Origin of the sequence: Citrobacter sp. Cf136, assembly GCF_030333815.1 — a bacterium.
GTDB classification, from domain to species: Bacteria; Pseudomonadota; Gammaproteobacteria; order Enterobacterales; family Enterobacteriaceae; genus Citrobacter; species Citrobacter freundii.
In genome coordinates, this window is record NZ_JAOWFE010000040.1 from 1 (window position 1) to 20287 (window position 20287).

The following is a 20287-nucleotide window of genomic DNA, read 5'->3' on the forward strand; positions in this document are numbered from 1 at the left end:
TGTGCTACCGTTCGACTTGCATGTGTTAGGCCTGCCGCCAGCGTTCAATCTGAGCCATGATCAAACTCTTCAATTTAAGTTTGATGCTCGTGAATTAAACTTCGTAATGAATTACGTATGTTCACTCAGAGACTTGGTATTCATTTTTCGTCTTGCGACGTTAAGAATCCGTATCTTCGAGTGCCCACACAGATTGTCTGATAAATTGTTAAAGAGCAGTTGCGACGCGCTTTAGCGCTCTGTCGCGAGGTGGCGTATATTACGCTTTCCTCTTTCAGAGTCAACCCTCATTTTCAGGTTTTTCTCTTCAACCTAACCGGCTGTTTGTGTGAAGTGATTCACATCCGCCGTGTCGATGGAGGCGCATTATAGGGAGTCGACTCAGGAAGACAAGCGGAAAAATGCATTTTTGTTTCAACCGCTCACCTTTTACCCACAACGCTTACTTTTGCTGCTTTTTTATCGCCATTGGCAGGTCTGCCAGACTATTTATGACTAAATCTGCCGCATTTTCTGCTTCCGGCGTGACGGGTTTGCCTGTGCGCACCAATACCTTCGTGCCAACATTTGCAGCTGCCGCCGCCTGCATATCTTCAATTTTGTCGCCTACCATATAAGAAGCGGCCATATCGATGTGCAAGAAGTCTCGGGCGGAGATAAACATGCCAGGATGCGGTTTACGACAGTCGCAGACCTGACGATACTCTTCCACGGTGCCCTGTGGGTGATGCGGGCAGTAGTAGATGCCATCCAGCTCAACATCGCGATCGGCCAGCGACCAGTCCATCCATTCGGTCAACGTTTCAAACTGCGCCTCAGTAAATTTACCACGCGCGATACCAGACTGGTTCGTCACAATAATGAGCGCGTAACCCATCTTTTTAAGTTCACGCATGGCATCAATAACGCCGTCGATAAACTCAAACTCGTCGATCTCATGTACATAACCGTGGTCCACATTAATGGTACCGTCACGGTCGAGAAAAATTGCGGGTACAGACTTTGCCACCTTTTATAGCTCCTGAATAAGGCATGTGGCTCTAGTATCGCATGTTTCAGCGGGCAAGAAAGTGCTCATCGCGCAAAGCCTGATTGATTTAGACGTCTGGATGCCTTAACATCCATCTTGTTGACGGCTTCGACCGTACCTGACAGACGAAAATGCCACGGCTAACTTAATTACGATAATAAATAACCAATGATTAAACTTTCGAATATCACCAAAGTGTTCCAGCAGGGGACTCGCACCATTCAGGCGTTAAATAACGTCAGCCTGCATGTTCCTGCCGGGCAGATTTATGGCGTTATTGGCGCCTCCGGTGCCGGTAAAAGTACGCTCATCCGCTGCGTTAACTTACTTGAACGCCCAACCGAAGGCAGCGTTCAGGTCGGCGGTCAGGAACTCACGACGCTTTCTGAGTCAGAGCTGACCAAAGCTCGCCGTCAAATCGGCATGATTTTCCAACACTTTAACCTGCTCTCTTCCCGCACCGTGTTTGGCAACGTCGCGCTGCCGCTGGAACTGGATAACACGCCAAAAGAAGAGATCAAACGCCGTGTAACAGAACTGTTGGATTTGGTTGGTCTTGGTGACAAGCACGATAGCTACCCGGCCAATCTTTCCGGTGGACAAAAACAGCGCGTGGCGATCGCCCGTGCGCTGGCAAGCAATCCCAAAGTGCTGCTGTGTGATGAAGCCACCAGCGCACTCGATCCGGCAACGACCCGCTCGATTCTGGAATTATTGAAAGACATTAACCGTCGTCTGGGACTTACCATTCTGCTGATTACCCATGAGATGGACGTTGTAAAACGTATTTGTGACTGCGTGGCAGTCATCAGTAATGGTGAACTGATTGAGCAAGACACCGTCAGCGAAGTGTTCTCACACCCGAAAACGCCGCTGGCACAGAAATTTATTCAGTCCACGCTGCACCTGGATATCCCGGAAGATTATCTGGAACGGTTAAAAGCCGAGCCAGAAGCAGACAGTGTGCCAATGCTGCGCATGGAATTCACCGGTCATTCCGTTGATGCGCCATTGCTCTCTGAGACGGCCCGTCGCTTTAACGTGAATAACAACATTATTAGCGCGCAGATGGATTACGCCGGCGGTGTGAAATTCGGTATCATGCTGACTGAAATGCACGGCACACAGGAAGATACACAAGCAGCCATCAACTGGTTGCAGGAACACCATGTAAAAGTAGAGGTACTGGGTTATGTCTGAGCCGATGATGTGGCTGCTGGTTCGCGGCGTATGGGAAACGCTGGCAATGACCTTTGTGTCCGGTTTTTTTGGTTTTGTAATCGGTCTGCCGGTTGGCGTGTTGCTGTACGTAACGCGTCCGGGGCAAATCATTGAGAACGCGAAGCTCTACCGTACGCTCTCTGCGCTGGTGAACATTTTCCGTTCCATCCCGTTCATCATCTTATTGGTTTGGATGATTCCGTTTACCCGCATGATCGTAGGCACCTCTATCGGACTGCAGGCCGCTATCGTCCCGCTGACCGTCGGCGCCGCGCCGTTTATCGCCCGTATGGTGGAAAACGCGCTGCTCGAAATCCCGACCGGGCTAATAGAAGCCTCTCGTGCGATGGGCGCCACGCCGCTGCAAATTGTACGTAAGGTATTACTGCCAGAAGCGCTGCCAGGACTGGTCAATGCGGCCACCATCACCCTTATCACGCTGGTTGGTTACTCCGCGATGGGTGGCGCCGTTGGTGCCGGTGGTCTTGGGCAGATTGGCTATCAGTACGGTTACATTGGCTACAACGCTACCGTAATGAATACAGTGCTGGTATTGCTCGTCGTTCTGGTTTATTTAATTCAGTTATCCGGCGATCGCATCGTCCGGGCTGTCACGCACAAATAACGTTGCACACAACACTAAAAACTCATTAAGAAAAGGAAATAAGCATGGCGTTCAAATTCAAAACCTTTGCGGCAGTTGGAGCCCTGATCGGTTCTCTGGCACTTGTGGGTTGCGGTCAGGATGAAAAAGATCCTAATCACATCAAAGTGGGCGTTATTGTTGGCGCAGAGCAGCAGGTTGCAGAAGTCGCGCAGAAAGTAGCTAAAGAAAAATACGGTCTGGACGTTGAGCTGGTCACGTTTAACGATTACGTTCTGCCTAACGAAGCGCTGAGCAAAGGCGATATCGATGCTAACGCCTTCCAGCACAAACCGTACCTGGATCAGCAGATCAAAGATCGCGGTTACAAGCTGGTTGCTGTAGGCAATACTTTTGTTTACCCGATTGCGGGCTATTCCAAAAAAATCAAATCACTGGATGAGCTGCAGGACGGTTCACAGGTCGCGATTCCAAACGACCCGACTAACCTTGGCCGTTCCTTGCTGCTGCTGCAAAAAGTGGGCTTAATCAAGCTGAAAGACGGTGTTGGCCTGCTGCCGACCGCGCTGGACGTGATTGAAAACCCGAAAAACCTGAAGCTGGTTGAACTGGAAGCGCCGCAGCTGCCGCGTTCTCTGGACGATGCTCAAATCGCACTGGCGGTCATCAACACCACCTACGCCAGCCAGATCGGCCTGACCCCGGCAAAAGACGGTATCTTTGTTGAAGATAAAGATTCTCCGTACGTAAACCTGATCGTGACTCGTGAAGACAACAAAGATGCTGAGAACGTGAAGAAATTCGTTCAGGCATACCAGTCTGATGAAGTGTACGAAGCAGCAAACAAAGTCTTCAACGGCGGTGCTGTTAAGGGCTGGTAATTTTAGGCTGTTTACAGAATATGTAATATCATCAGGACGGGCGCTTGCCCGTCTTGTCATTTATGCAAGCACCTGATTCAATATCTGACGTTTAGATCATTCATTGAGGAAATATTATGCGTGCTTTACCGATCTGTTTAGTAGCACTCTTGCTGAGCGGCTGTTCTATGTTAAGCAGATCCCCTGTTGAACCCGTTCAAAGCACCGCAACCCCGCCGAAAGCGGAGCCGGAAAAACCGAAAGCACCGCGCGCGACGCCGGTAAGAATCATTACTAACGCTGAAGATTTAGTAGGCAAGCCGTTCCGCGATCTTGGCGAAGTTAGCGGTGAATCCTGCCAGGCATCCAACCAGGATTCCCCTCCGAGCATTCCAACCGCGCGCAAACGCATGCAGATTAACGCATCAAAAATGAAAGCTAATGCGGTATTGCTGCACAGTTGCGAAGTGACCAGCGGAACGCCGGGTTGCTATCGTCAGGCGGTTTGCATCGGTTCTGCACTGAACATTTCGGCGAAATGAGCCATTTTCAGTTCGAGCAAATAGGCGTTATCCGCTCACCATATAAAGAAAAGTTCGCCGTTCCACGCCAGCCAGGTCTGGTGAAAAGCGCCTGCGGTGAACTGCATTTGCTCGCACCTTACAACCAGGCCGATGCTATTCGTGGCCTGGAAGCCTTCAGTCATTTGTGGGTGATTTTTGTTTTTCACCAGACAATGGAAGGTGGATGGCGTCCGACCGTGCGCCCTCCCCGTCTTGGTGGCAACGCCAGAATGGGTGTCTTTGCCACACGTTCAACGTTTCGTCCTAACCCTGTTGGCATGTCGTTGGTTGAGTTGCGGGGCACCCGCTGCCATAAAGAGCACGTAATCCTCGAACTCGGTGGACTGGACCTTGTTGACGGAACGCCAGTAGTGGATATTAAGCCGTATCTGCCGTTTGCCGAATCGCTGCCTGATGCTCGTGCCAGCTATGCCCAGGACGCCCCTCAGGCCAGCGTCGAGGTGACGTTCAGTGAAGATCTCGCGGAGCAGCTACTGAAGCTCGAACAACGTTACCCGCGTCTTCGTCAGTTTATTACCGAAGTGCTGGCGCAGGATCCGCGTCCTGCCTACCGTAAAAATGAGGAAGAAGGCAAAACCTACGCCGTCTGGCTGCTGGACTTTAACGTCCGCTGGCGCGTCACACCGTCAGGATTTGAGGTCTTTGCTCTGGAGGCCCGCTAATTTGCGTCGCGTACTCTTTTGACATCCCTTTCTCGCTGGTAAACTAAACCACTTTTGTTTTGTGCCAGGCTCGTTTTGAGCCTGTTCGATCGTTCAACTGGAACCGTAACAACATGCGTACTAGCCAATATCTGCTCTCCACTCTGAAGGAGACACCTGCCGACGCCGAAGTCATCAGCCACCAGCTGATGCTGCGCGCCGGGATGATCCGCAAGCTGGCCTCCGGGTTATATACCTGGCTGCCGACCGGCGTGCGCGTCCTGAAAAAAGTCGAAAATATCGTGCGTGAAGAGATGAACAACGCCGGTGCGATCGAGGTGTTGATGCCGGTCGTTCAGCCTTCTGAACTGTGGGAAGAGAGTGGCCGTTGGGAACAATACGGCCCGGAACTGCTGCGTATTGCTGACCGTGGCGATCGTTCGTTCGTCCTCGGCCCAACGCATGAAGAAGTGATCACCGACCTGATCCGTAACGAGCTGAGCTCTTACAAACAGCTGCCGCTGAACTTCTATCAGATCCAGACCAAATTCCGTGACGAAGTCCGTCCGCGCTTCGGCGTGATGCGTTCCCGCGAATTCCTGATGAAAGATGCCTACTCTTTCCACACCTCTCAGGAATCCCTGCAGGAAACCTACGATGCGATGTACGCTGCGTACAGCAAAATTTTCAGCCGTATGGGGCTGGATTTCCGTGCAGTACAAGCGGATACCGGTTCTATTGGCGGCAGCGCCTCTCACGAATTCCAGGTGCTGGCACAGAGCGGCGAAGACGATGTGATCTTCTCCGACTCCTCCGATTATGCGGCGAACATCGAATTCGCCGAAGCCGTTGCGCCGAAAGAGCCGCGCGCAGCAGCAACTCAGGAAATGACGCTGGTTGATACTCCGAACGCCAAAACCATCGCAGAACTGGTTGAGCAGTTCAACCTGCCTATCGAAAAAACCGTGAAAACCCTGCTGGTGAAAGCGGTTGAAGGCAGCAGCTACCCGCTGGTCGCCCTGCTGGTTCGTGGCGATCACGAGCTGAACGAAGTCAAAGCGGAAAAACTGCCGCAGGTTGCCAGCCCGCTGACCTTTGCCACCGAAGAAGAAATTCGTGCGTTGGTAAAAGCAGGTCCAGGCTCGCTCGGTCCGGTGAATATGCCGATTCCGGTGGTTATCGACCGTACCGTCGCAGTAATGAGCGATTTCGCTGCCGGTGCCAACATCGACGGTAAACACTATTTCGGTATCAACTGGGATCGCGACGTAGTTACCCCGGAAGTTGCAGATATCCGTAACGTGGTCGCCGGCGACCCGAGCCCGGACGGCAAAGGTACGCTGATGATCAAACGCGGTATCGAAGTCGGCCACATCTTCCAGTTGGGTACCAAGTACTCTGAAGCGATGAAAGCCGCCGTACAGGGCGAAGATGGTCGTAACCAGATCCTGACCATGGGTTGCTACGGTATCGGGGTCACTCGCGTGGTTGCTGCTGCTATCGAACAGAACTATGACGATCGCGGCATCGTATGGCCAGACGCCATTGCCCCGTTCCAGGTCGCGATTTTGCCGATGAACATGCACAAGTCCTACCGCGTGCAGGAACTGGCTGAAAAACTGTACGCTGAGCTGCGCGCTCAGGGCATTGAAGTGCTGATGGACGACCGTAAAGAGCGTCCGGGCGTGATGTTTGCCGATATGGAACTGATCGGTATTCCGCACACTATCGTGCTGGGCGACCGTAACCTCGACAACGACGATATCGAATACAAATACCGTCGTAACGGCGAGAAAGAGCTGATTAAAACCGGCGACATCGTCGACTTCCTGGTCAAAGCCATTAAAGGCTAATACCAACAAAAAGGCCCTGATTATCAGGGCCTTTTTTCTATCGATTAATTACACGCTTTACCGGGGATAAATTTCGCGTCTTTATCCGCCATCAACGTTTTCACTTTCTCACCCGTATCCGGGTTTGACTCCAGCGTGAAATGCGCCTCAAGCGTCAGCAATACGGACTGTCCGTTTTCTGCACGCGCAGCTAAATAGTCACGTTCAAGCTGAGCATTATTCGCCACCGGCATCCGTTTACCCGTTGCGCAGTCGGTAAAGATTGCCGCGTCAGCCATATAGAAATACATGCCTCGCATCGGCATTGGCGTCACCGGTAAGCTGGCGGAAACTGGCTGGAGTGTGTAGTTAAACTGTGACTCAATCGGGTTACCTTCACGATCGAGCATTTCCAGCGCCTCGCCTTTAGCCCGGTAGTACGACTTTTCACCTTTGCTGTCGGTCAGCACCAGCTTGTCGGCAGTGCGCGCCCATGTGCCATAAGAGGCAAACGAAGACGGTTCATCCCGCACGCCCTGATAACGTTCGTTCATCACCCATGTACCGTCTTTTTCCAGAAACAGAGAGGTTTCAATCCCTTCACAGTCCGCGCAAGGTAAGATGCCACGCCAGCTTTGCTGCATCGGTTTTAATTCTGCCGCTCGCGTCGGCTGTAGTACTTCAACTTCAGTACGGTTATTACAGCCGATCAAGGAAAAAAGCGTGCATGCAGCGACTACGGACAATATTGCTGTTTTCACTATCAATTCCTTATAAATTTTTATTCCCGCTCGTCAGTCTTGCGTTCGACGAACTCTCCCACGCAGTGCTTTCACTGTGGATTTTTGCGCCTTCGATGACAACCTGCGCTCTTTCGAGGCGCGTGTAGGGCGAGTTGCCTGTCGGCTTTTTTGCACTGCGGTTAATTCTTTTATCACCGCTACCAGCCGGGAGATTGCCGCTTCCCGATTAAGTTCCTGGCTACGGTATTCCTGCGCCTTAATGATAATCACGCCATCACCGCTAATCAGATGATGGCTGGCGGCAAGCAAGCGTTCCTTGTAATACTCTGGCAGGCCAGAGGCCCGAATGTCAAAGCGCAAATGGATAGCCGTCGAGGTCTTGTTAACGTGCTGACCGCCCGCGCCCTGCGCCCGAATCGCCGTGATTTCCAGCTCATTATCAGGGATAGAGACGTTTCGGGAGATAACAATCATGAACGCGGCTGCCACGCGGTCAGATGAATTTCCAGATTGTTCTGAGAGTCAGACAGCCAGATAGCACCATCCTGGATAGTTGCCTGCAGCGCCATTGTACGACCTGCGAAATCACTCAGTTGCGCCAGTTGCTCATCATCCAGATACCACACGGTCAGATTTTTAAACTGCGCGCACTTGTTCTGATTTTGCTGCCACCAGATCTGAGCCGCACGGCTGTTGTAAGCAAACAGGGCAACCTCTCCAGACTGGGTACAGGCTTTTTTAATACGGCGCTCATCCGGCAGACCCAGCTCAATCCAGAGATCGATACCCAGATGGTCGTTACGCAGCCATGCTTCAGGCTCGTCTTCCGCACTCAGACCACGCGTGAACTGCAGCCGTTCATCGGCATATTTGATCCAGGCCAGCAGGCGCAACATCATGCGCTCCTGGGTTTCAGAGGGGTGACGCGCCAGCGTCAAGGCCGCGTCAAGGAACTGGTTGCGGTCAAGATCCGCTACGTTGACGACGGCTTTATAAATTGTCGCTTTAAGCGCCATGAGAGAACTCCTTTCGATTCAGGCGCACATTGTAGCGAAAACTGCGGCAAAAGGCTGCTAACTGCTCCTCTATCAAGGCGCTGATATTGCTTGAATGAGTATGGTATAGTCACCTTGCTAAACAGAGTTTATCTTCGTAGGCTTAGACTTGCATCCACGGTTAAGTCAGAGTGCTGACAGGAGGGCATGTGGAAAAATATTGTGAGTTAATACGCAAGCGGTACGCGGAAATCGCCAGCGGAGACTTAGGGTATATCCCGGATGCGCTGGGTTGCGTATTGAAGGTGCTTAATGAAGTGGCGGCAGACAGCGCCCTTCCAGAGTCGGTCAGGGAAAAAGCGGCGTATGCTGCCGCGAACTTACTGGTGAGCGATTATGTCAATGAATGAAACGTATCAACCCATCAACTGCGATGATTACGACAATCTTGAACTCGCCTGCCAGCACCATTTGTTACTGACGCTGGCGCTAAAAGATGGCGAAGTTTTGCAGGCGAAAGCGAACGACCTGGTTTCACGCAAAAACGTGGAGTATCTGGTCGCAGATGTCGCAGGTGAAACCCGGGAGCTTCGTCTCGACAAAATTGCCAGCTTCAGCCACCCGCAGATCGGTACCGTGGTGGTCAGCGAATCTTAACTTTTTTTCGCCTTATCCGGCCTACTTTCCATGTGAAACGTAGGCCTGATAAGCGCAGCACCATCAGGCATGCCATACCAGCCTCACGCCTTCTTCACCTTCCGCCGTCCCCTCACGCGTCACGAAAACACCCGCAGCCGCAATCAACGTTTCGCCGTAAAACAGCAGCGGTGTGGTATCTCGTCGCCAGGGCGGGATCCCCTGCTCCTGCCAGATTTTTTTTAATTTCCGTCCGCCGTTACGCCCGACAATATGCAATAACCCTGGCGCTTTAAAACGGATACTGACGACTTCATCCGCTTGCGGCAAGCGCAAATCACCCGCAGAGATTAACTGAACCGAACCCAATCCGGCAGGCAGCGTCAACGGTGTTTTCCACTCTAACCACGGGATAATAGTTTCGCTTTGCCCATCGACTGACTTCACCCACCACAGCTGTGACTGATAACGACGGACCTCGAACTCCCCGAGGCGAAAACTTGGTGACGCGTCTTCCCGCGCCAGCGCCACTTCCTGCCAGATACGTTCCAGCCCATCACGGGAAGGCATCGGCGCATTTAACCCCGCCAGCCAGCGACGAAGCAGCGCGGCACGACGCACGCCGCTCATCATCATTAATGGCGTCAGTAACAGTGTTCCGCGGGATGTGATGCAATCGGCTAAATCGCTGGCCAGCAGTTCATCCAATAAACTCTCCTGCTCAGCGCACAGCGCAGCGCTGCGAGCAACGGCTTGCGCGAAGTGCGGCCAGCGCTGTTGGAGCAATGGGGTAACGCGCAATCTGAGGAAATTGCGATCGTAGGTATCATCCTGATTGCTTTCATCTTCAATCCAGCATAATTCATGCTGCCGTGCCCATGCTTCAAGCGCCTCTCGCGTTTGCGCCAGCAGCGGTCGAATCAGCTGGGTTCCGGCAAACGGAGAGCTTTCCCCCATGGCGGAAAGTCCGGCAGGACCACTGCCGCGTTTAAGCGCCAGCAGAAAGGTTTCACACTGGTCATCGAGATGCTGTGCGGTCATCAGCACCTCGCCCGGTAGTAAGGTCTGCGCAAACGCCTGATAGCGCGCGCGTCGCGCCTGGGCTTCGATGCCCAGACCATCATCCTCAAGGTGTACCCGCTCAACCACCAGCGACACCTGCCACTGCGCGCATACCGACTCACAGTGCTGTACCCAACTGTCTGCGTGTGGGCTTAATCCGTGATGAATGTGGATTGCGCGTAAAGCAACATCAGGATGCAGCGCTCGCCACTGCACCAACTGATGCAGCAATACGGTGGAATCCAGCCCGCCGCTAAAGGCGACCAGAATCGATTGAGAATTCAGCAGCGAAGTGTTCAGCGTGAGTGTCGTCATGATGGTTACTTACAATGGCATTGCCCGGCACGTTACCGGGCTAACGCCACAATGACAAGCCTTACAGCTCGTACAGTTCGAGGGGTAATCCGTCCGGATCGTTAAAAAACGTAAAACGTTTGCCGGTAAACGGATCGATTCGTACCGGCTCGCATTTCACATCATGGCTTTCCAGAATAATTATCGCCTTTTCCACGTCATCTACGCTGAACGCCAGATGACGCAAACCACAGGCTTCCGGTCGGCTCGGACGGTAAGGTGGAAACGGGAAAGAAAAAAGCTCAATCACATACTGGCCGTTCAATGCCAGATCGCCTTTCCACGAGTCTCTCTCTTCCCGATAGGCTTCGCTCATCAGTGTAAAGCCAAGCACATCGCAGTAAAATGCCTTACTCGCCGCGTAGTCTGTCGCAATAATGGCAATATGGTGAACCTGTTTTAATCCCAGCATAGCGTCATCGCCTCTTTCATTTTTCTGTCAGAACGTTACTCGAACGTCTTGGGGTCAGGCAAGTCGTTATGCCATTTTTAAGACTCTCACGCGATACAGGCCATCCTCGCCCAGTTTAGCGCCATGGATATCGGTTTCAAATCCAGGGTAGCGCTGCCCTACCGAGCACAGCATCAGAAGAAAATCGAGGACAGCCCGGCTTTTGGCAGTGATCATTTCCCCGGGCATCAAAAGCGGCACACCGGGAGGATAAGGCAGGATCATATTGGCAGAAACGCGCCCCACCAGTTGATCAAGTGCTACCGTTTCGACCTCACCTTTGATCTGCCGCTGCCAGGCCTGGTGCGGCGTCATTTTCATTTCCGGCAAGGTATCAAATGCCCGCAGCATCAACCCGGAGAGATCATGCTGGCGGATCAACTGATGGATCCCTTGCGCCAGATCCTGAATACGCATATTGCGATAGAAATCGGGATCTTCAGCATATAGATCCGGCAGCATATTTTTCACACGTAAATTCAGATCGTACGAGCGCTTAAATTCCGTCAGGCCACGTAGCAGCCCCATCGCCCGGGTTTTATCAATACCAATGCTGAACAGGAACAACAGGTTATACGGTCCCGTCTTCTCGACTACGACGCCGCGTTCATCAAGGAATTTCGCCACCAGCGCCGCGGGGATCCCCTCTTCGCTCATATTTCCCTGTTCATCCATTCCCGGCGTCAAAATCGTGACCTTCACCGGGTCAAGGAACATGTGGTCGGCATCAGCATCAACAAATCCGTGCCAGTCTTCACCTGGCGCTACCGGCCAGCACTCTGCTTCATCTACCTTTTCCGGCTGCCAGATATCAAAGAACCAACCATCCGACTCTTCACGCAGACGCTGCACTTCTTTACGGAAATGCAGCGCCCGTTCCACCGAACGATTGATTAACCGCTTGCCTGAATTGCCACGCAGCATTGCCGCCGCCGTTTCTATCGACGCCACTATCGGATAGCTCGGAGACGTAGAGGTGTGCATCATAAAGGCTTCGTTGAACGTGTCTTCATCATAGTCGCCCTTAATGTGGATCAGCGAAGCCTGTGACAACGCCGCCAGCATCTTGTGGGTAGACTGGGTTTCAAAAATCACCTTTCCCGGTACCCGTTCGCCGCTCATCCCGCTTTTCCCCTGATAGATCGGATGAAAATGGGTATACGGCACCCAGGCTGAATCAAAATGGATGGAGGGCACATCCAGGGTTTGTTTGATCCAGTTGGTGTTATACAACAGGCCATCATAGGTGGAGTTGGTGATCACCGCGTGGACCGGCCATTGCGCCTGATTGGTTTCCTCAACTTTGCGTTCAATGCTTGCGTGGGTAAATTCCCGACGGGGTATACCGCCGAGGATCCCCAGCGCGTTACGCGTAGGCTTCAGCCAGATTGGCACCACATCACTCATCATCAGCAAATGCGCCAGTGACTTATGGCAGTTGCGGTCAATCAGGAGCGTACTGCCTGCAGGTGCAGCATACATACCGACAATCTTGTTCGATGTCGAGGTGCCGTTGGTCACCATATAGCTCTGCTCGGCACCAAAAGTACGCGCGATATACTCCTCCGCTTCCAGGTGCGGACCGGTATGATCAAGCAATGAGCCCAGTTCGGTTACGGAAATGGACACGTCGGCTTTCAGCGTATTGCCGCCAAAGAAATCATAGAACAGGCAGCCGACCGGACTTTTCTGGTACGCCGTTCCCGCCATGTGCCCAGGCGTGCAGAAGGTATACTTCCCTTCCTTCACATAGGTAAACAGCGCTTTGGTAAAAGGAGGCGTGATGTTATCGAGGTATTCGCTGGTGTACTGGCGGATACGGGTGGCAATGTCTTCAGACTGACCCAGCGCATACTCAAAAAACCACAGCGCCATGCGCAGGTCGTGCGCACTGACATCCATCGTCGAATGGGTATTAATAAAGGCGTAGAGCGGGAGATACTCGTTGAGCTGGTTGATGTCGCTGCACAGTTCCAGACTGTATTCATCCCAGTCAAAAATGACGCCGCAAATTCGCGGGTTATGTTCGATAAACTTCAGCAGGTCGACGCTATTCTGCGGCCAGATAATCTGAAACCCCTGCTGCTGCAGCGCACGTTCAAGTTCCTTGATGGGCTCATCTTTATAAAAGACGCCATGCGGTCCCATGATGGCAATGATATTCATGCGTTCCTCCTGGAAAAACCTTAGTTAATCATAGCCTGGCCAAACCACAGGTAAAAAAAAGGGCCACAGCATTGTGGCCCTTTTCAGAATTAATGCAGTTTACGCGTAACCGTAGCTCATCAGACGCTGGTAACGACGGTTTTTCAGATCATCTTTGCTTAACACGTCGAGATCGGCGAGATCGGCCAGCAGCTGTGCCTTCAGGGACGCAGCCATTACTTCAGGGTTGCGGTGCGCGCCGCCCAGCGGTTCCGGGATGATAGAGTCAATCAGCTTCAGCTCTTTCAGACGCGGCGCGATAATTCCCATTGCTTCTGCGGCCAGTGGCGCTTTGTCGGCGCTTTTCCACAGAATGGAAGCACAACCTTCCGGGGAGATAACGGAATAGGTGCTGTATTGCAGCATATTCACTTTATCGCCTACGCCGATCGCCAGCGCGCCGCCGGAACCACCTTCACCGATAACGGTGCAGATTACCGGTACGCTCAGACGCGACATTTCACGCAGGTTGCGCGCAATCGCTTCTGACTGACCACGTTCTTCCGCGCCCACGCCCGGGTAAGCCCCTGGGGTGTCGATGAAGGTAATGATCGGCATGTTGAAGCGCTCGGCCATTTCCATCAGGCGCAGCGCTTTGCGATAGCCTTCCGGCGCTGGCATGCCGAAATTACGGCGAATCTTTTCTTTGGTCTCACGGCCTTTCTGATGACCAATGATCATCACCGGACGGCCATCCAGACGCGCGATACCGCCGACAATAGCTTTATCATCCGCGTAGGCTCGATCGCCCGCCAGCTCATCAAATTCATCAAACGCCAGGCGGACATAATCCAGGGTGTACGGACGCTGTGGATGGCGCGCCAGTTGGGCTACCTGCCATGCGCCAAGATCGGCGAAGATTTTACGCGTCAGTTCTACGCTTTTTTCACGCAGACGATGCACTTCTTCATCGATGTTAATATCCAGTTTCTCATCCTGACGGCTAACCGCAGTCAAAGAATCGATTTTTGCTTCCAGCTCTGCAATCGGCTGTTCAAAATCAAGGAAATTCAGACTCATAGTATTCCTGTATTAGTCAAACTCCAGTTCCACCTGCTCCGAACCAATAAGGCCACGGAGATCGTTTAGCAAACGATCGCTCGGAGAGACACGCCACGTCGCGCCAAAACGCAACCGCGCACGTGCATCCGCCCTCTGATAGTAGAGATGTACTGGAATTGTCCCCGAGCGGTGGGGTTCCAGAGACTGACGGAGTCGGTTTAAAAGCTGGTCATCAATTTGCCTGTCCGTCAGCGAGATAGCAAGCCCGCGAGCATATTTTTCCCGGGCTTCGTCAATATCCATGACTTCACGGGCCATCATTTTAAGCCCGCCACTGAAGTCATCAAAGCTGACCTGTCCGCTGACGATAAGTATGCGGTCTTTTTCCAGCAATTGCTGGTATTTATCCAGAGCATCGGTAAACAACATAACCTCCAGACGTCCGGAACGGTCATCCAGTGTACAGATGCCGATACGATTGCCGCGCTTGGTGACCATTACCCGCGCAGCAATGACGAGCCCCGCAGCCGTGGTGACTTTACCACGTTCTGTCGGATGCATGTCTTTCAGCCTGTAGCCTCCGACATAGCGCTCAATTTCTTTTAAATACTGGTTGATGGGGTGTCCCGTCAGGTAAAGCCCCAACGTTTCACGCTCACCGTCTAATACCACCTGCTCCGGCCACGGTTGGCAGCTGGCATAGGATTGTTCAATTTGCTCCGGTTCTTCCGCCAGCACGCCAAACATATCGGCCTGACCAATAGCTTCGGCTTTTGCATGCTGATCGGCGGCTTTTAGTGCGTCGTTGAGCGAATTCATCAACGCCGCACGATGCGGGCCAAGGCGATCAAACGCCCCGGACATGATTAGCTTTTCCAGCACCCGGCGGTTAAGTTTTTTGATATCCGTGCGCGCGCAGAGATCAAACAGCTCACGGAAGTAGCCGCCTTCGTTACGCGCCTCAATAATAGCTTCAATTGGCCCTTCACCCACGCCTTTTATCGCGCCGATGCCATAAACAATCTCGCCATCGTCATTCACGTGAAAATGGTAAAGCCCGGAGTTGATATCCGGCGGCAGGATTTTGAGCCCCATGCGCCAGCATTCATCCACCAGTCCGACGACTTTCTCGGTGTTATCCATATCGGCGGTCATTACCGCCGCCATAAACTCGGCAGGATAATGCGCCTTCAGCCACAGAGTCTGGTAAGAAACCAGCGCATAGGCAGCGGAGTGCGATTTGTTAAATCCGTAACCGGCGAATTTCTCCACCAGGTCAAAGATTTTCATCGCCAGTTCGCCGTCTACGCCGCGCTTTTTCGCCCCTTCTTCAAAGGTGCCGCGCTGCTTGGCCATTTCTTCCGGCTTTTTCTTACCCATCGCACGACGCAGCATATCCGCGCCGCCAAGGGTGTACCCGGACAACTCCTGGGCAATCTGCATAACCTGTTCCTGATACAGGATAATGCCGTAGGTCGGCTCCAGTACCGGTTTCAGACACTCATGCTGCCATTGTACATCCGGATAGGAAATCTCTTCGCGACCATGCTTACGGTCGATAAAGTTATCTACCATTCCCGACTGTAGCGGGCCAGGGCGGAACAAAGCCACCAGTGCGATCATATCTTCGAAGCAGTCAGGCTGCAGACGTTTGATCAGGTCTTTCATGCCGCGGGATTCAAGCTGGAATACCGCCGTGGTCTCCGAGCGTTGCAGCATATCGAAGCTTTTCTTGTCATCCAGCGGGATAGCCGCAATATCCAGCGGTGGCTCACCGTTCTTTTCACGGCGCGCGTTGATCATTTCCAGCGCCCAGTTGATGATGGTGAGCGTACGCAGACCGAGGAAGTCGAACTTCACAAGACCGGCATATTCCACATCGTTCTTATCAAACTGAGTAACCGGGTGCAGCCCCTGTTCATCGCAGTACAGCGGAGCAAAATCAGTAATTTTGGTCGGTGCGATAACCACACCACCGGCGTGCTTACCGGCGTTACGCGTGACGCCTTCCAGCTTACGCGCCATATCGATCAGCGCTTTAACCTCTTCATCTGCCTCATAAATTTCCGGCAGTTGGGGTTCGGCTTCAAAGGCTTTTGCCAGCGTCATGCCCGGATCGGGCGGCACCAGCTTCGAAATACGGTCAACGAAGCCGTACGGATGCCCCAGTACGCGGCCCACGTCGCGGATAACCGCTTTTGCTGCCATCGTACCGAAGGTAATAATCTGCGAAACCGCATCACGACCGTACATTTCCGCCACGTGCTCGATGACCTGGTCGCGTTTCTCCATACAGAAGTCAACGTCGAAGTCGGGCATTGAGACACGTTCCGGGTTAAGGAAACGTTCGAACAGCAGGTCAAATTCCAGCGGGTCGAGATCGGTAATTTTCAGCGCATAGGCAACAAGTGAGCCAGCACCGGAACCACGTCCCGGGCCTACCGGTACGCCGTTATCTTTCGACCACTGGATAAATTCCATAACGATCAGGAAGTAGCCCGGGAATCCCATCTGGTTGATAACTTTAAGTTCAACTTCCAGACGTTCATCGTAAGGTGGGCGCTTCTGCGCACGAACTTCAGGGTCAGGGAACAAAAATTCGAGACGTTCTTCCAGCCCTTCGCGTGATTTCGCCACAAGGAAATCTTCGGTGGTCATATCGCCGGTCGGGAACTGCGGCAGGAAATATTCGCCCAGACGCACCGTCACGTTGCAGCGTTTAGCTATCTCGACGGTGTTTTGCAGTGCTTCCGGAATATCGGAGAACAGCTCGCACATCTCATCTTCGCTGCGCATGTACTGCTGCGGCGAATAGTTACGCGGGCGTTTCGGGTCATCAAGGGTAAAGCCGTCGTGGATCGCTACGCGGATTTCATGCGCATCGAAATCTCCGGTTTCAAGGAAGCGGACATCGTTAGTCGCCACCACCGGTAGGCCACGCGTTTCGGCCAGTGCTACGGCTGCGTGCAGATAATTTTCTTCATCTTGCCTGCCGGTGCGAATCAGTTCGAGGAAATAGCAATTGGGAAAATGTTCTTCGTAAAACGCCACGCACTCGTCAACCAGTGCGTTATTGCCGCGCAGCAGACTTCGTCCGACATCGCCCATGCGACCGCCGGAGAGCAAAATCAAACCTTCTTTTAGTTCGATCAGCCAGTCCCGGTCGATAACCGGTCCTTCTGCGCCATAGCCGCGCTGATAGGCTTTCGAAATCAACAACGTCAGGTTCTGATAGCCGGTATTATTTGCGGCCAGCACGGTAAGCTGCGTGAGTTCATCGCCCAACAGCTCACTGCGGACATGAAAATCTGCGCCAACTATCGGCTTGATACCCGCGCCATGGCCCGCTCCGTAAAACTTCACCAGACCACACAGGTTGGTAAAATCGGTGATCGCCAGCGCAGGCATGCCTAACGCGGCCGCCTTTTTTACCAGCGGTCCGGTTTTCGCCAGCCCATCGATCATGGAGTAGTCGCTGTGCACCCGTAGGTGGACGAAACGTGGTTCAGACATCTTCAGATTCCTTCGACACAAGAATCAGGACGAGAGTCCCAGTGCGCGTTTGACGGGGCCAAAGCTGCGGCGATGGTGCTCAGTCGCACCATGCAGTGCCAATTTTTCCAGATGAAATGCGGTTGGATAACCTTTGTGCTGTGCAAAACCATACTGTGGAAAAACCGTATCCAGCGCCGCCATTTCAGCGTCACGGGTCACTTTTGCCAGAATCGATGCGGCGCTAATCTCCGCCACGCGGCTATCACCTTTGACCACCGCCATCGACGGTACCGGTAATGCCGGGCAACGATTGCCGTCAATCAGCACGTATTCAGGCGCAATATGCAGACCCGCAACTGCACGCTGCATGGCCAGCATGGTAGCATGCAAAATGTTCAGTTCGTCGATTTCATGCGGTTCCGCCCGACCCAGGCTCCAGCTTAACGCTTTTTCTTTAATTTCATCAAACAGCGCCAGGCGACGTTTTTCTGACAGTTTTTTTGAGTCGTTAAGACCGATAATAGGGCGAGCCGGATCCAGAATGACGGCAGCAGTGACGACCGCGCCGACCAAAGGGCCGCGTCCGACTTCATCCACACCCGCTACTAAATGCGTATGCGGATACACAAATTCAATCATTGCGCTAACTCCAGGACCGCATCCGCTGCCTGCTCATCAGCATTGCAACGGATCTGCTGGTGCAGTTCACGGAATGTGTCGTGCATCGCATGGCTGGTTTTACCCTTTGCCAGCAACGGCAACAGCGCTTGCGACAGCGCCTGCGGTTCACACTCTTCCTGCAACAGCTCTTTAACCAGTTCTCTTCCCGCCAACAGGTTAGGTAGCGAAACGTAATCAGTCTTCACCAGACGCTTCGCCAGCCAGAAGGTGAAGGGTTTCATACGGTAGCCAACCACCATCGGGCATTTTGCCAGCATACATTCCAGCGCGGCGGTACCTGAAGCCAGCAGTGCGGCGTCGCTGGCCACCATTGCTTCACGTCCCATACCATTGAGCAGATGTACGGAAAGCTCCGGTGCAACTTCCGCTTTAATGCGTTCAAACTGCTCACGACGTTTGGCATTCACCAACGGCACCACCACTTCGAGATCCGGATAATGCTGGCGTAATAGCTGCGCCGTTTTCAGAAAATCGGCGCTGAGCATCTCCACTTCTGCACCACGGCTTCCTGGCAGTAGCGCCAGGCAGTGAGCGTCATGAGGAATGCCCAGAATATCACGTGCCGCGTTTTTATCCGGGTCCAACGGCATGGCATCCGCCATGGTATGACCTATAAAGCGGCACGGGACGTTAAATTTGTCATAAAACGCTTTTTCGAAAGGCAGAAAGGCCAGCACCATGTTGGTGGATCTGCCTATTTTGAAAACGCGTTTCTGTCGCCACGCCCAGACGGACGGACTGACATAATGAATGGTTTTAATGCCCTGTTTTTTCAAGTTCCCTTCGAGGGTAATGTTGAAATCAGGTGCATCAATGCCAACGAAAACATCCGGCTTTAAGTCGGTGAATCGGCGAGTGAGGTCGGCACGAATATGCAGTAAACGGCGCAGACGTCCGAGCACTTCAACAATGCCCATGACCGCCAGCTCTTCCATTTCGTACCAGGCTTCACAGCCTTCGGCCTGCATCAGCGGACCCGCCACACCAACAAAACGCGCATTGGGAACGCGAGCCTTGAGTGCACGGATTAACCCTGCACCAAGAATATCGCCGGAGGTTTCTCCGGCGACGAGGGCAATCGTTAAAGGACGCTGTTCAGTCATTAACGAATCAGGCCACGCGTTGAGCGCTCAAAGAAGTCGCTGAAAGCCTGAACTTCGGGGTACTGTTTCGCCAGTTCCGCGATTTCTGGTTTCACTTCTTCCAGCGTTTTACCACTACGGTACAACGCTTTGTAGGCGTTACGAATCGCGGTAATCGCTTCGCGGGTGAATCCACGACGCTTCAGACCTTCGATATTGACGCCAAACGGCGTCGCGTGGTTGCCCTGGGCGATAACGTACGGAGGCACGTCCTGGGCTACACCAGAACAGCCACCAACCATCACATGAGCACCGATGATGCAGAACTGATGCACCGCAGTCATGCCGCCGATGATAACAAAATCATCCAGCGAAACATGTCCGGCAAGCGTGGCGTTATTCGCCAGAATACAGCGGTTTCCTACCGTACAATCATGCGCGACGTGCGCATTAATCATCAGTAAGTTATCGCTGCCCACCTTCGTCACTCCACCGCCCTGCACTGTGCCACGATGAATGGTGACGCTTTCGCGGATGCGGTTGCGATCGCCAATTTCCACACGGGTCGGTTCGCCAGCATATTTAAGATCCTGGTTAACTTCACCGATGGAGGCAAACTGATAGATCTCGTTATCGCGACCAATTTTTGTATGGCCATTCACGACAACGTGAGACTTCAGTACGGTACCCTCACCAATTTCAACATGGGGTCCAACAATACAAAATGGGCCAATGTGAGCATTGGCACCAATGCTGGCGCCCTCTTCTACAATGGCGGTCGGGTGAATAAAGGCGGATTTATCAATCAC

The 20287-nt window shown here is 52.9% G+C and carries 20 protein-coding genes and 1 rRNA gene; 8 read left to right on the forward strand and 13 right to left on the reverse strand.

Going from position 1 to position 20287, the window contains the following annotated elements:
- Positions 1-76 (reverse strand): 16S ribosomal RNA (locus OGV98_RS19340); the annotation flags it as partial.
- 366 nt (positions 77-442) lie between these two features.
- Complete coding sequence (gene gmhB, locus OGV98_RS19345; protein WP_003829138.1) at positions 443-1009, reverse strand: D-glycero-beta-D-manno-heptose 1,7-bisphosphate 7-phosphatase; 567 nt, start codon at positions 1007-1009, stop codon at positions 443-445.
- Positions 1010-1198: 189 nt separating this feature from the next.
- Between gmhB and metN the strand changes: the two genes are divergently transcribed.
- The 6 genes from metN (at position 1199) to proS (ending at position 6793) form a co-directional block, all read left to right on the forward strand.
- Positions 1199-2230: a methionine ABC transporter ATP-binding protein MetN gene (gene metN / locus OGV98_RS19350; protein WP_003018468.1), complete on the forward strand. Its 1032-nt coding sequence runs from the start codon at positions 1199-1201 to the stop codon at positions 2228-2230.
- Positions 2223-2876 (forward strand): methionine ABC transporter permease MetI, encoded by a 654-nt coding sequence (locus OGV98_RS19355; RefSeq protein ID WP_003018471.1) that lies wholly within the window; start codon positions 2223-2225, stop codon positions 2874-2876. Before metN ends, OGV98_RS19355 begins: the two co-directional genes overlap by 8 nt.
- Before the next feature lie 44 nt (positions 2877-2920).
- Complete coding sequence (metQ, locus tag OGV98_RS19360; protein ID WP_003018474.1) at positions 2921-3736, forward strand: methionine ABC transporter substrate-binding lipoprotein MetQ; 816 nt, start codon at positions 2921-2923, stop codon at positions 3734-3736.
- Positions 3737-3852: 116 nt separating this feature from the next.
- Complete coding sequence (rcsF, locus tag OGV98_RS19365) at positions 3853-4257, forward strand: envelope stress sensor lipoprotein RcsF (RefSeq protein ID WP_003018477.1); 405 nt, start codon at positions 3853-3855, stop codon at positions 4255-4257.
- On the forward strand, positions 4254-4961 hold the full coding sequence (gene tsaA / locus OGV98_RS19370) for a tRNA (N6-threonylcarbamoyladenosine(37)-N6)-methyltransferase TrmO (protein WP_139935115.1): 708 nt from the start codon (positions 4254-4256) through the stop codon (positions 4959-4961). The genes rcsF and tsaA overlap by 4 nt, the downstream gene beginning before the upstream one ends.
- Positions 4962-5074: 113 nt before the next feature.
- Complete coding sequence (proS, locus tag OGV98_RS19375) at positions 5075-6793, forward strand: proline--tRNA ligase (protein WP_016149584.1); 1719 nt, start codon at positions 5075-5077, stop codon at positions 6791-6793.
- 44 nt (positions 6794-6837) lie between these two features.
- On the opposite strand, the gene nlpE is transcribed toward proS, so the two are convergent.
- The 3 genes from nlpE to OGV98_RS19390 are packed head-to-tail and all read right to left on the reverse strand — an operon-like array spanning position 6838 to position 8531.
- Positions 6838-7536: an envelope stress response activation lipoprotein NlpE gene (gene nlpE / locus OGV98_RS19380; RefSeq protein ID WP_085951559.1), complete on the reverse strand. Its 699-nt coding sequence runs from the start codon at positions 7534-7536 to the stop codon at positions 6838-6840.
- A gap of 30 nt (positions 7537-7566) precedes the next feature.
- The gene (arfB, locus tag OGV98_RS19385; protein WP_003018489.1) at positions 7567-7989 is read right to left on the reverse strand and encodes an alternative ribosome rescue aminoacyl-tRNA hydrolase ArfB; all 423 of its coding nucleotides are present in this window, start codon (positions 7987-7989) and stop codon (positions 7567-7569) included.
- Positions 7986-8531 (reverse strand): YaeQ family protein, encoded by a 546-nt coding sequence (locus OGV98_RS19390; protein WP_003018497.1) that lies wholly within the window; start codon positions 8529-8531, stop codon positions 7986-7988. Before OGV98_RS19390 ends, arfB begins: the two co-directional genes overlap by 4 nt.
- Before the next feature lie 188 nt (positions 8532-8719).
- On the opposite strand from OGV98_RS19390, the gene OGV98_RS19395 reads away from it, so the two are divergent.
- Positions 8720-8920: a YaeP family protein gene (locus tag OGV98_RS19395; protein WP_003018499.1), complete on the forward strand. Its 201-nt coding sequence runs from the start codon at positions 8720-8722 to the stop codon at positions 8918-8920.
- Complete coding sequence (rof, locus tag OGV98_RS19400) at positions 8907-9167, forward strand: Rho-binding antiterminator (RefSeq protein WP_003018503.1); 261 nt, start codon at positions 8907-8909, stop codon at positions 9165-9167. The genes OGV98_RS19395 and rof overlap by 14 nt, the downstream gene beginning before the upstream one ends.
- Before the next feature lie 63 nt (positions 9168-9230).
- On the opposite strand, the gene tilS is transcribed toward rof, so the two are convergent.
- The 8 genes from tilS to lpxA form a co-directional block, all read right to left on the reverse strand.
- The gene (gene tilS, locus OGV98_RS19405) at positions 9231-10523 is read right to left on the reverse strand and encodes a tRNA lysidine(34) synthetase TilS (RefSeq protein WP_130715152.1); all 1293 of its coding nucleotides are present in this window, start codon (positions 10521-10523) and stop codon (positions 9231-9233) included.
- Between the two features lie 61 nt (positions 10524-10584).
- A complete protein-coding gene (locus OGV98_RS19410; protein WP_202580760.1) occupies positions 10585-10974 on the reverse strand; it encodes a VOC family protein in 390 nt (129 codons plus the stop codon).
- Between the two features lie 66 nt (positions 10975-11040).
- Positions 11041-13179: a lysine decarboxylase LdcC gene (gene ldcC, locus OGV98_RS19415; protein WP_003018509.1), complete on the reverse strand. Its 2139-nt coding sequence runs from the start codon at positions 13177-13179 to the stop codon at positions 11041-11043.
- Positions 13180-13278: 99 nt separating this feature from the next.
- Positions 13279-14238, reverse strand: a complete 960-nt coding sequence (gene accA / locus OGV98_RS19420; RefSeq protein WP_003018513.1) for an acetyl-CoA carboxylase carboxyl transferase subunit alpha — start codon at positions 14236-14238, stop codon at positions 13279-13281.
- 12 nt (positions 14239-14250) lie between these two features.
- Positions 14251-17733 (reverse strand): DNA polymerase III subunit alpha, encoded by a 3483-nt coding sequence (dnaE, locus tag OGV98_RS19425; protein WP_003845818.1) that lies wholly within the window; start codon positions 17731-17733, stop codon positions 14251-14253.
- A gap of 24 nt (positions 17734-17757) precedes the next feature.
- A complete protein-coding gene (gene rnhB, locus OGV98_RS19430) occupies positions 17758-18354 on the reverse strand; it encodes a ribonuclease HII (RefSeq protein ID WP_003018518.1) in 597 nt (198 codons plus the stop codon).
- The gene (gene lpxB, locus OGV98_RS19435) at positions 18351-19499 is read right to left on the reverse strand and encodes a lipid-A-disaccharide synthase (RefSeq protein WP_003018522.1); all 1149 of its coding nucleotides are present in this window, start codon (positions 19497-19499) and stop codon (positions 18351-18353) included. The genes rnhB and lpxB overlap by 4 nt, the downstream gene beginning before the upstream one ends.
- Entirely contained in the window at positions 19499-20287 is a 789-nt protein-coding gene (gene lpxA / locus OGV98_RS19440) for an acyl-ACP--UDP-N-acetylglucosamine O-acyltransferase (RefSeq protein ID WP_003018525.1), read from the reverse strand. The genes lpxB and lpxA overlap by 1 nt, the downstream gene beginning before the upstream one ends.

Bases quoted from the DNA above. Each gene is read 5' to 3' on its own strand.
- dnaE (WP_003845818.1), bottom strand. From the start codon at position 17,733: ATGTCTGAACCACGTTTCGTCCACCTACGGGTGCACAGCGACTACTCC.
- OGV98_RS19355 (WP_003018471.1), top strand. From the start codon at position 2,223: ATGTCTGAGCCGATGATGTGGCTGCTGGTTCGCGGCGTATGGGAAACG.
- lpxB (WP_003018522.1), bottom strand. From the start codon at position 19,499: ATGACTGAACAGCGTCCTTTAACGATTGCCCTCGTCGCCGGAGAAACC.
- tsaA (WP_139935115.1), top strand. From the start codon at position 4,254: ATGAGCCATTTTCAGTTCGAGCAAATAGGCGTTATCCGCTCACCATAT.
- rcsF (WP_003018477.1), top strand. From the start codon at position 3,853: ATGCGTGCTTTACCGATCTGTTTAGTAGCACTCTTGCTGAGCGGCTGT.
- proS (WP_016149584.1), top strand. From the start codon at position 5,075: ATGCGTACTAGCCAATATCTGCTCTCCACTCTGAAGGAGACACCTGCC.
- OGV98_RS19390 (WP_003018497.1), bottom strand. From the start codon at position 8,531: ATGGCGCTTAAAGCGACAATTTATAAAGCCGTCGTCAACGTAGCGGAT.
- accA (WP_003018513.1), bottom strand. From the start codon at position 14,238: ATGAGTCTGAATTTCCTTGATTTTGAACAGCCGATTGCAGAGCTGGAA.
- ldcC (WP_003018509.1), bottom strand. From the start codon at position 13,179: ATGAATATCATTGCCATCATGGGACCGCATGGCGTCTTTTATAAAGAT.
- rnhB (WP_003018518.1), bottom strand. From the start codon at position 18,354: ATGATTGAATTTGTGTATCCGCATACGCATTTAGTAGCGGGTGTGGAT.
- metQ (WP_003018474.1), top strand. From the start codon at position 2,921: ATGGCGTTCAAATTCAAAACCTTTGCGGCAGTTGGAGCCCTGATCGGT.
- metN (WP_003018468.1), top strand. From the start codon at position 1,199: ATGATTAAACTTTCGAATATCACCAAAGTGTTCCAGCAGGGGACTCGC.
- OGV98_RS19410 (WP_202580760.1), bottom strand. From the start codon at position 10,974: ATGCTGGGATTAAAACAGGTTCACCATATTGCCATTATTGCGACAGAC.
- arfB (WP_003018489.1), bottom strand. From the start codon at position 7,989: ATGATTGTTATCTCCCGAAACGTCTCTATCCCTGATAATGAGCTGGAA.
- rof (WP_003018503.1), top strand. From the start codon at position 8,907: ATGTCAATGAATGAAACGTATCAACCCATCAACTGCGATGATTACGAC.
- tilS (WP_130715152.1), bottom strand. From the start codon at position 10,523: ATGACGACACTCACGCTGAACACTTCGCTGCTGAATTCTCAATCGATT.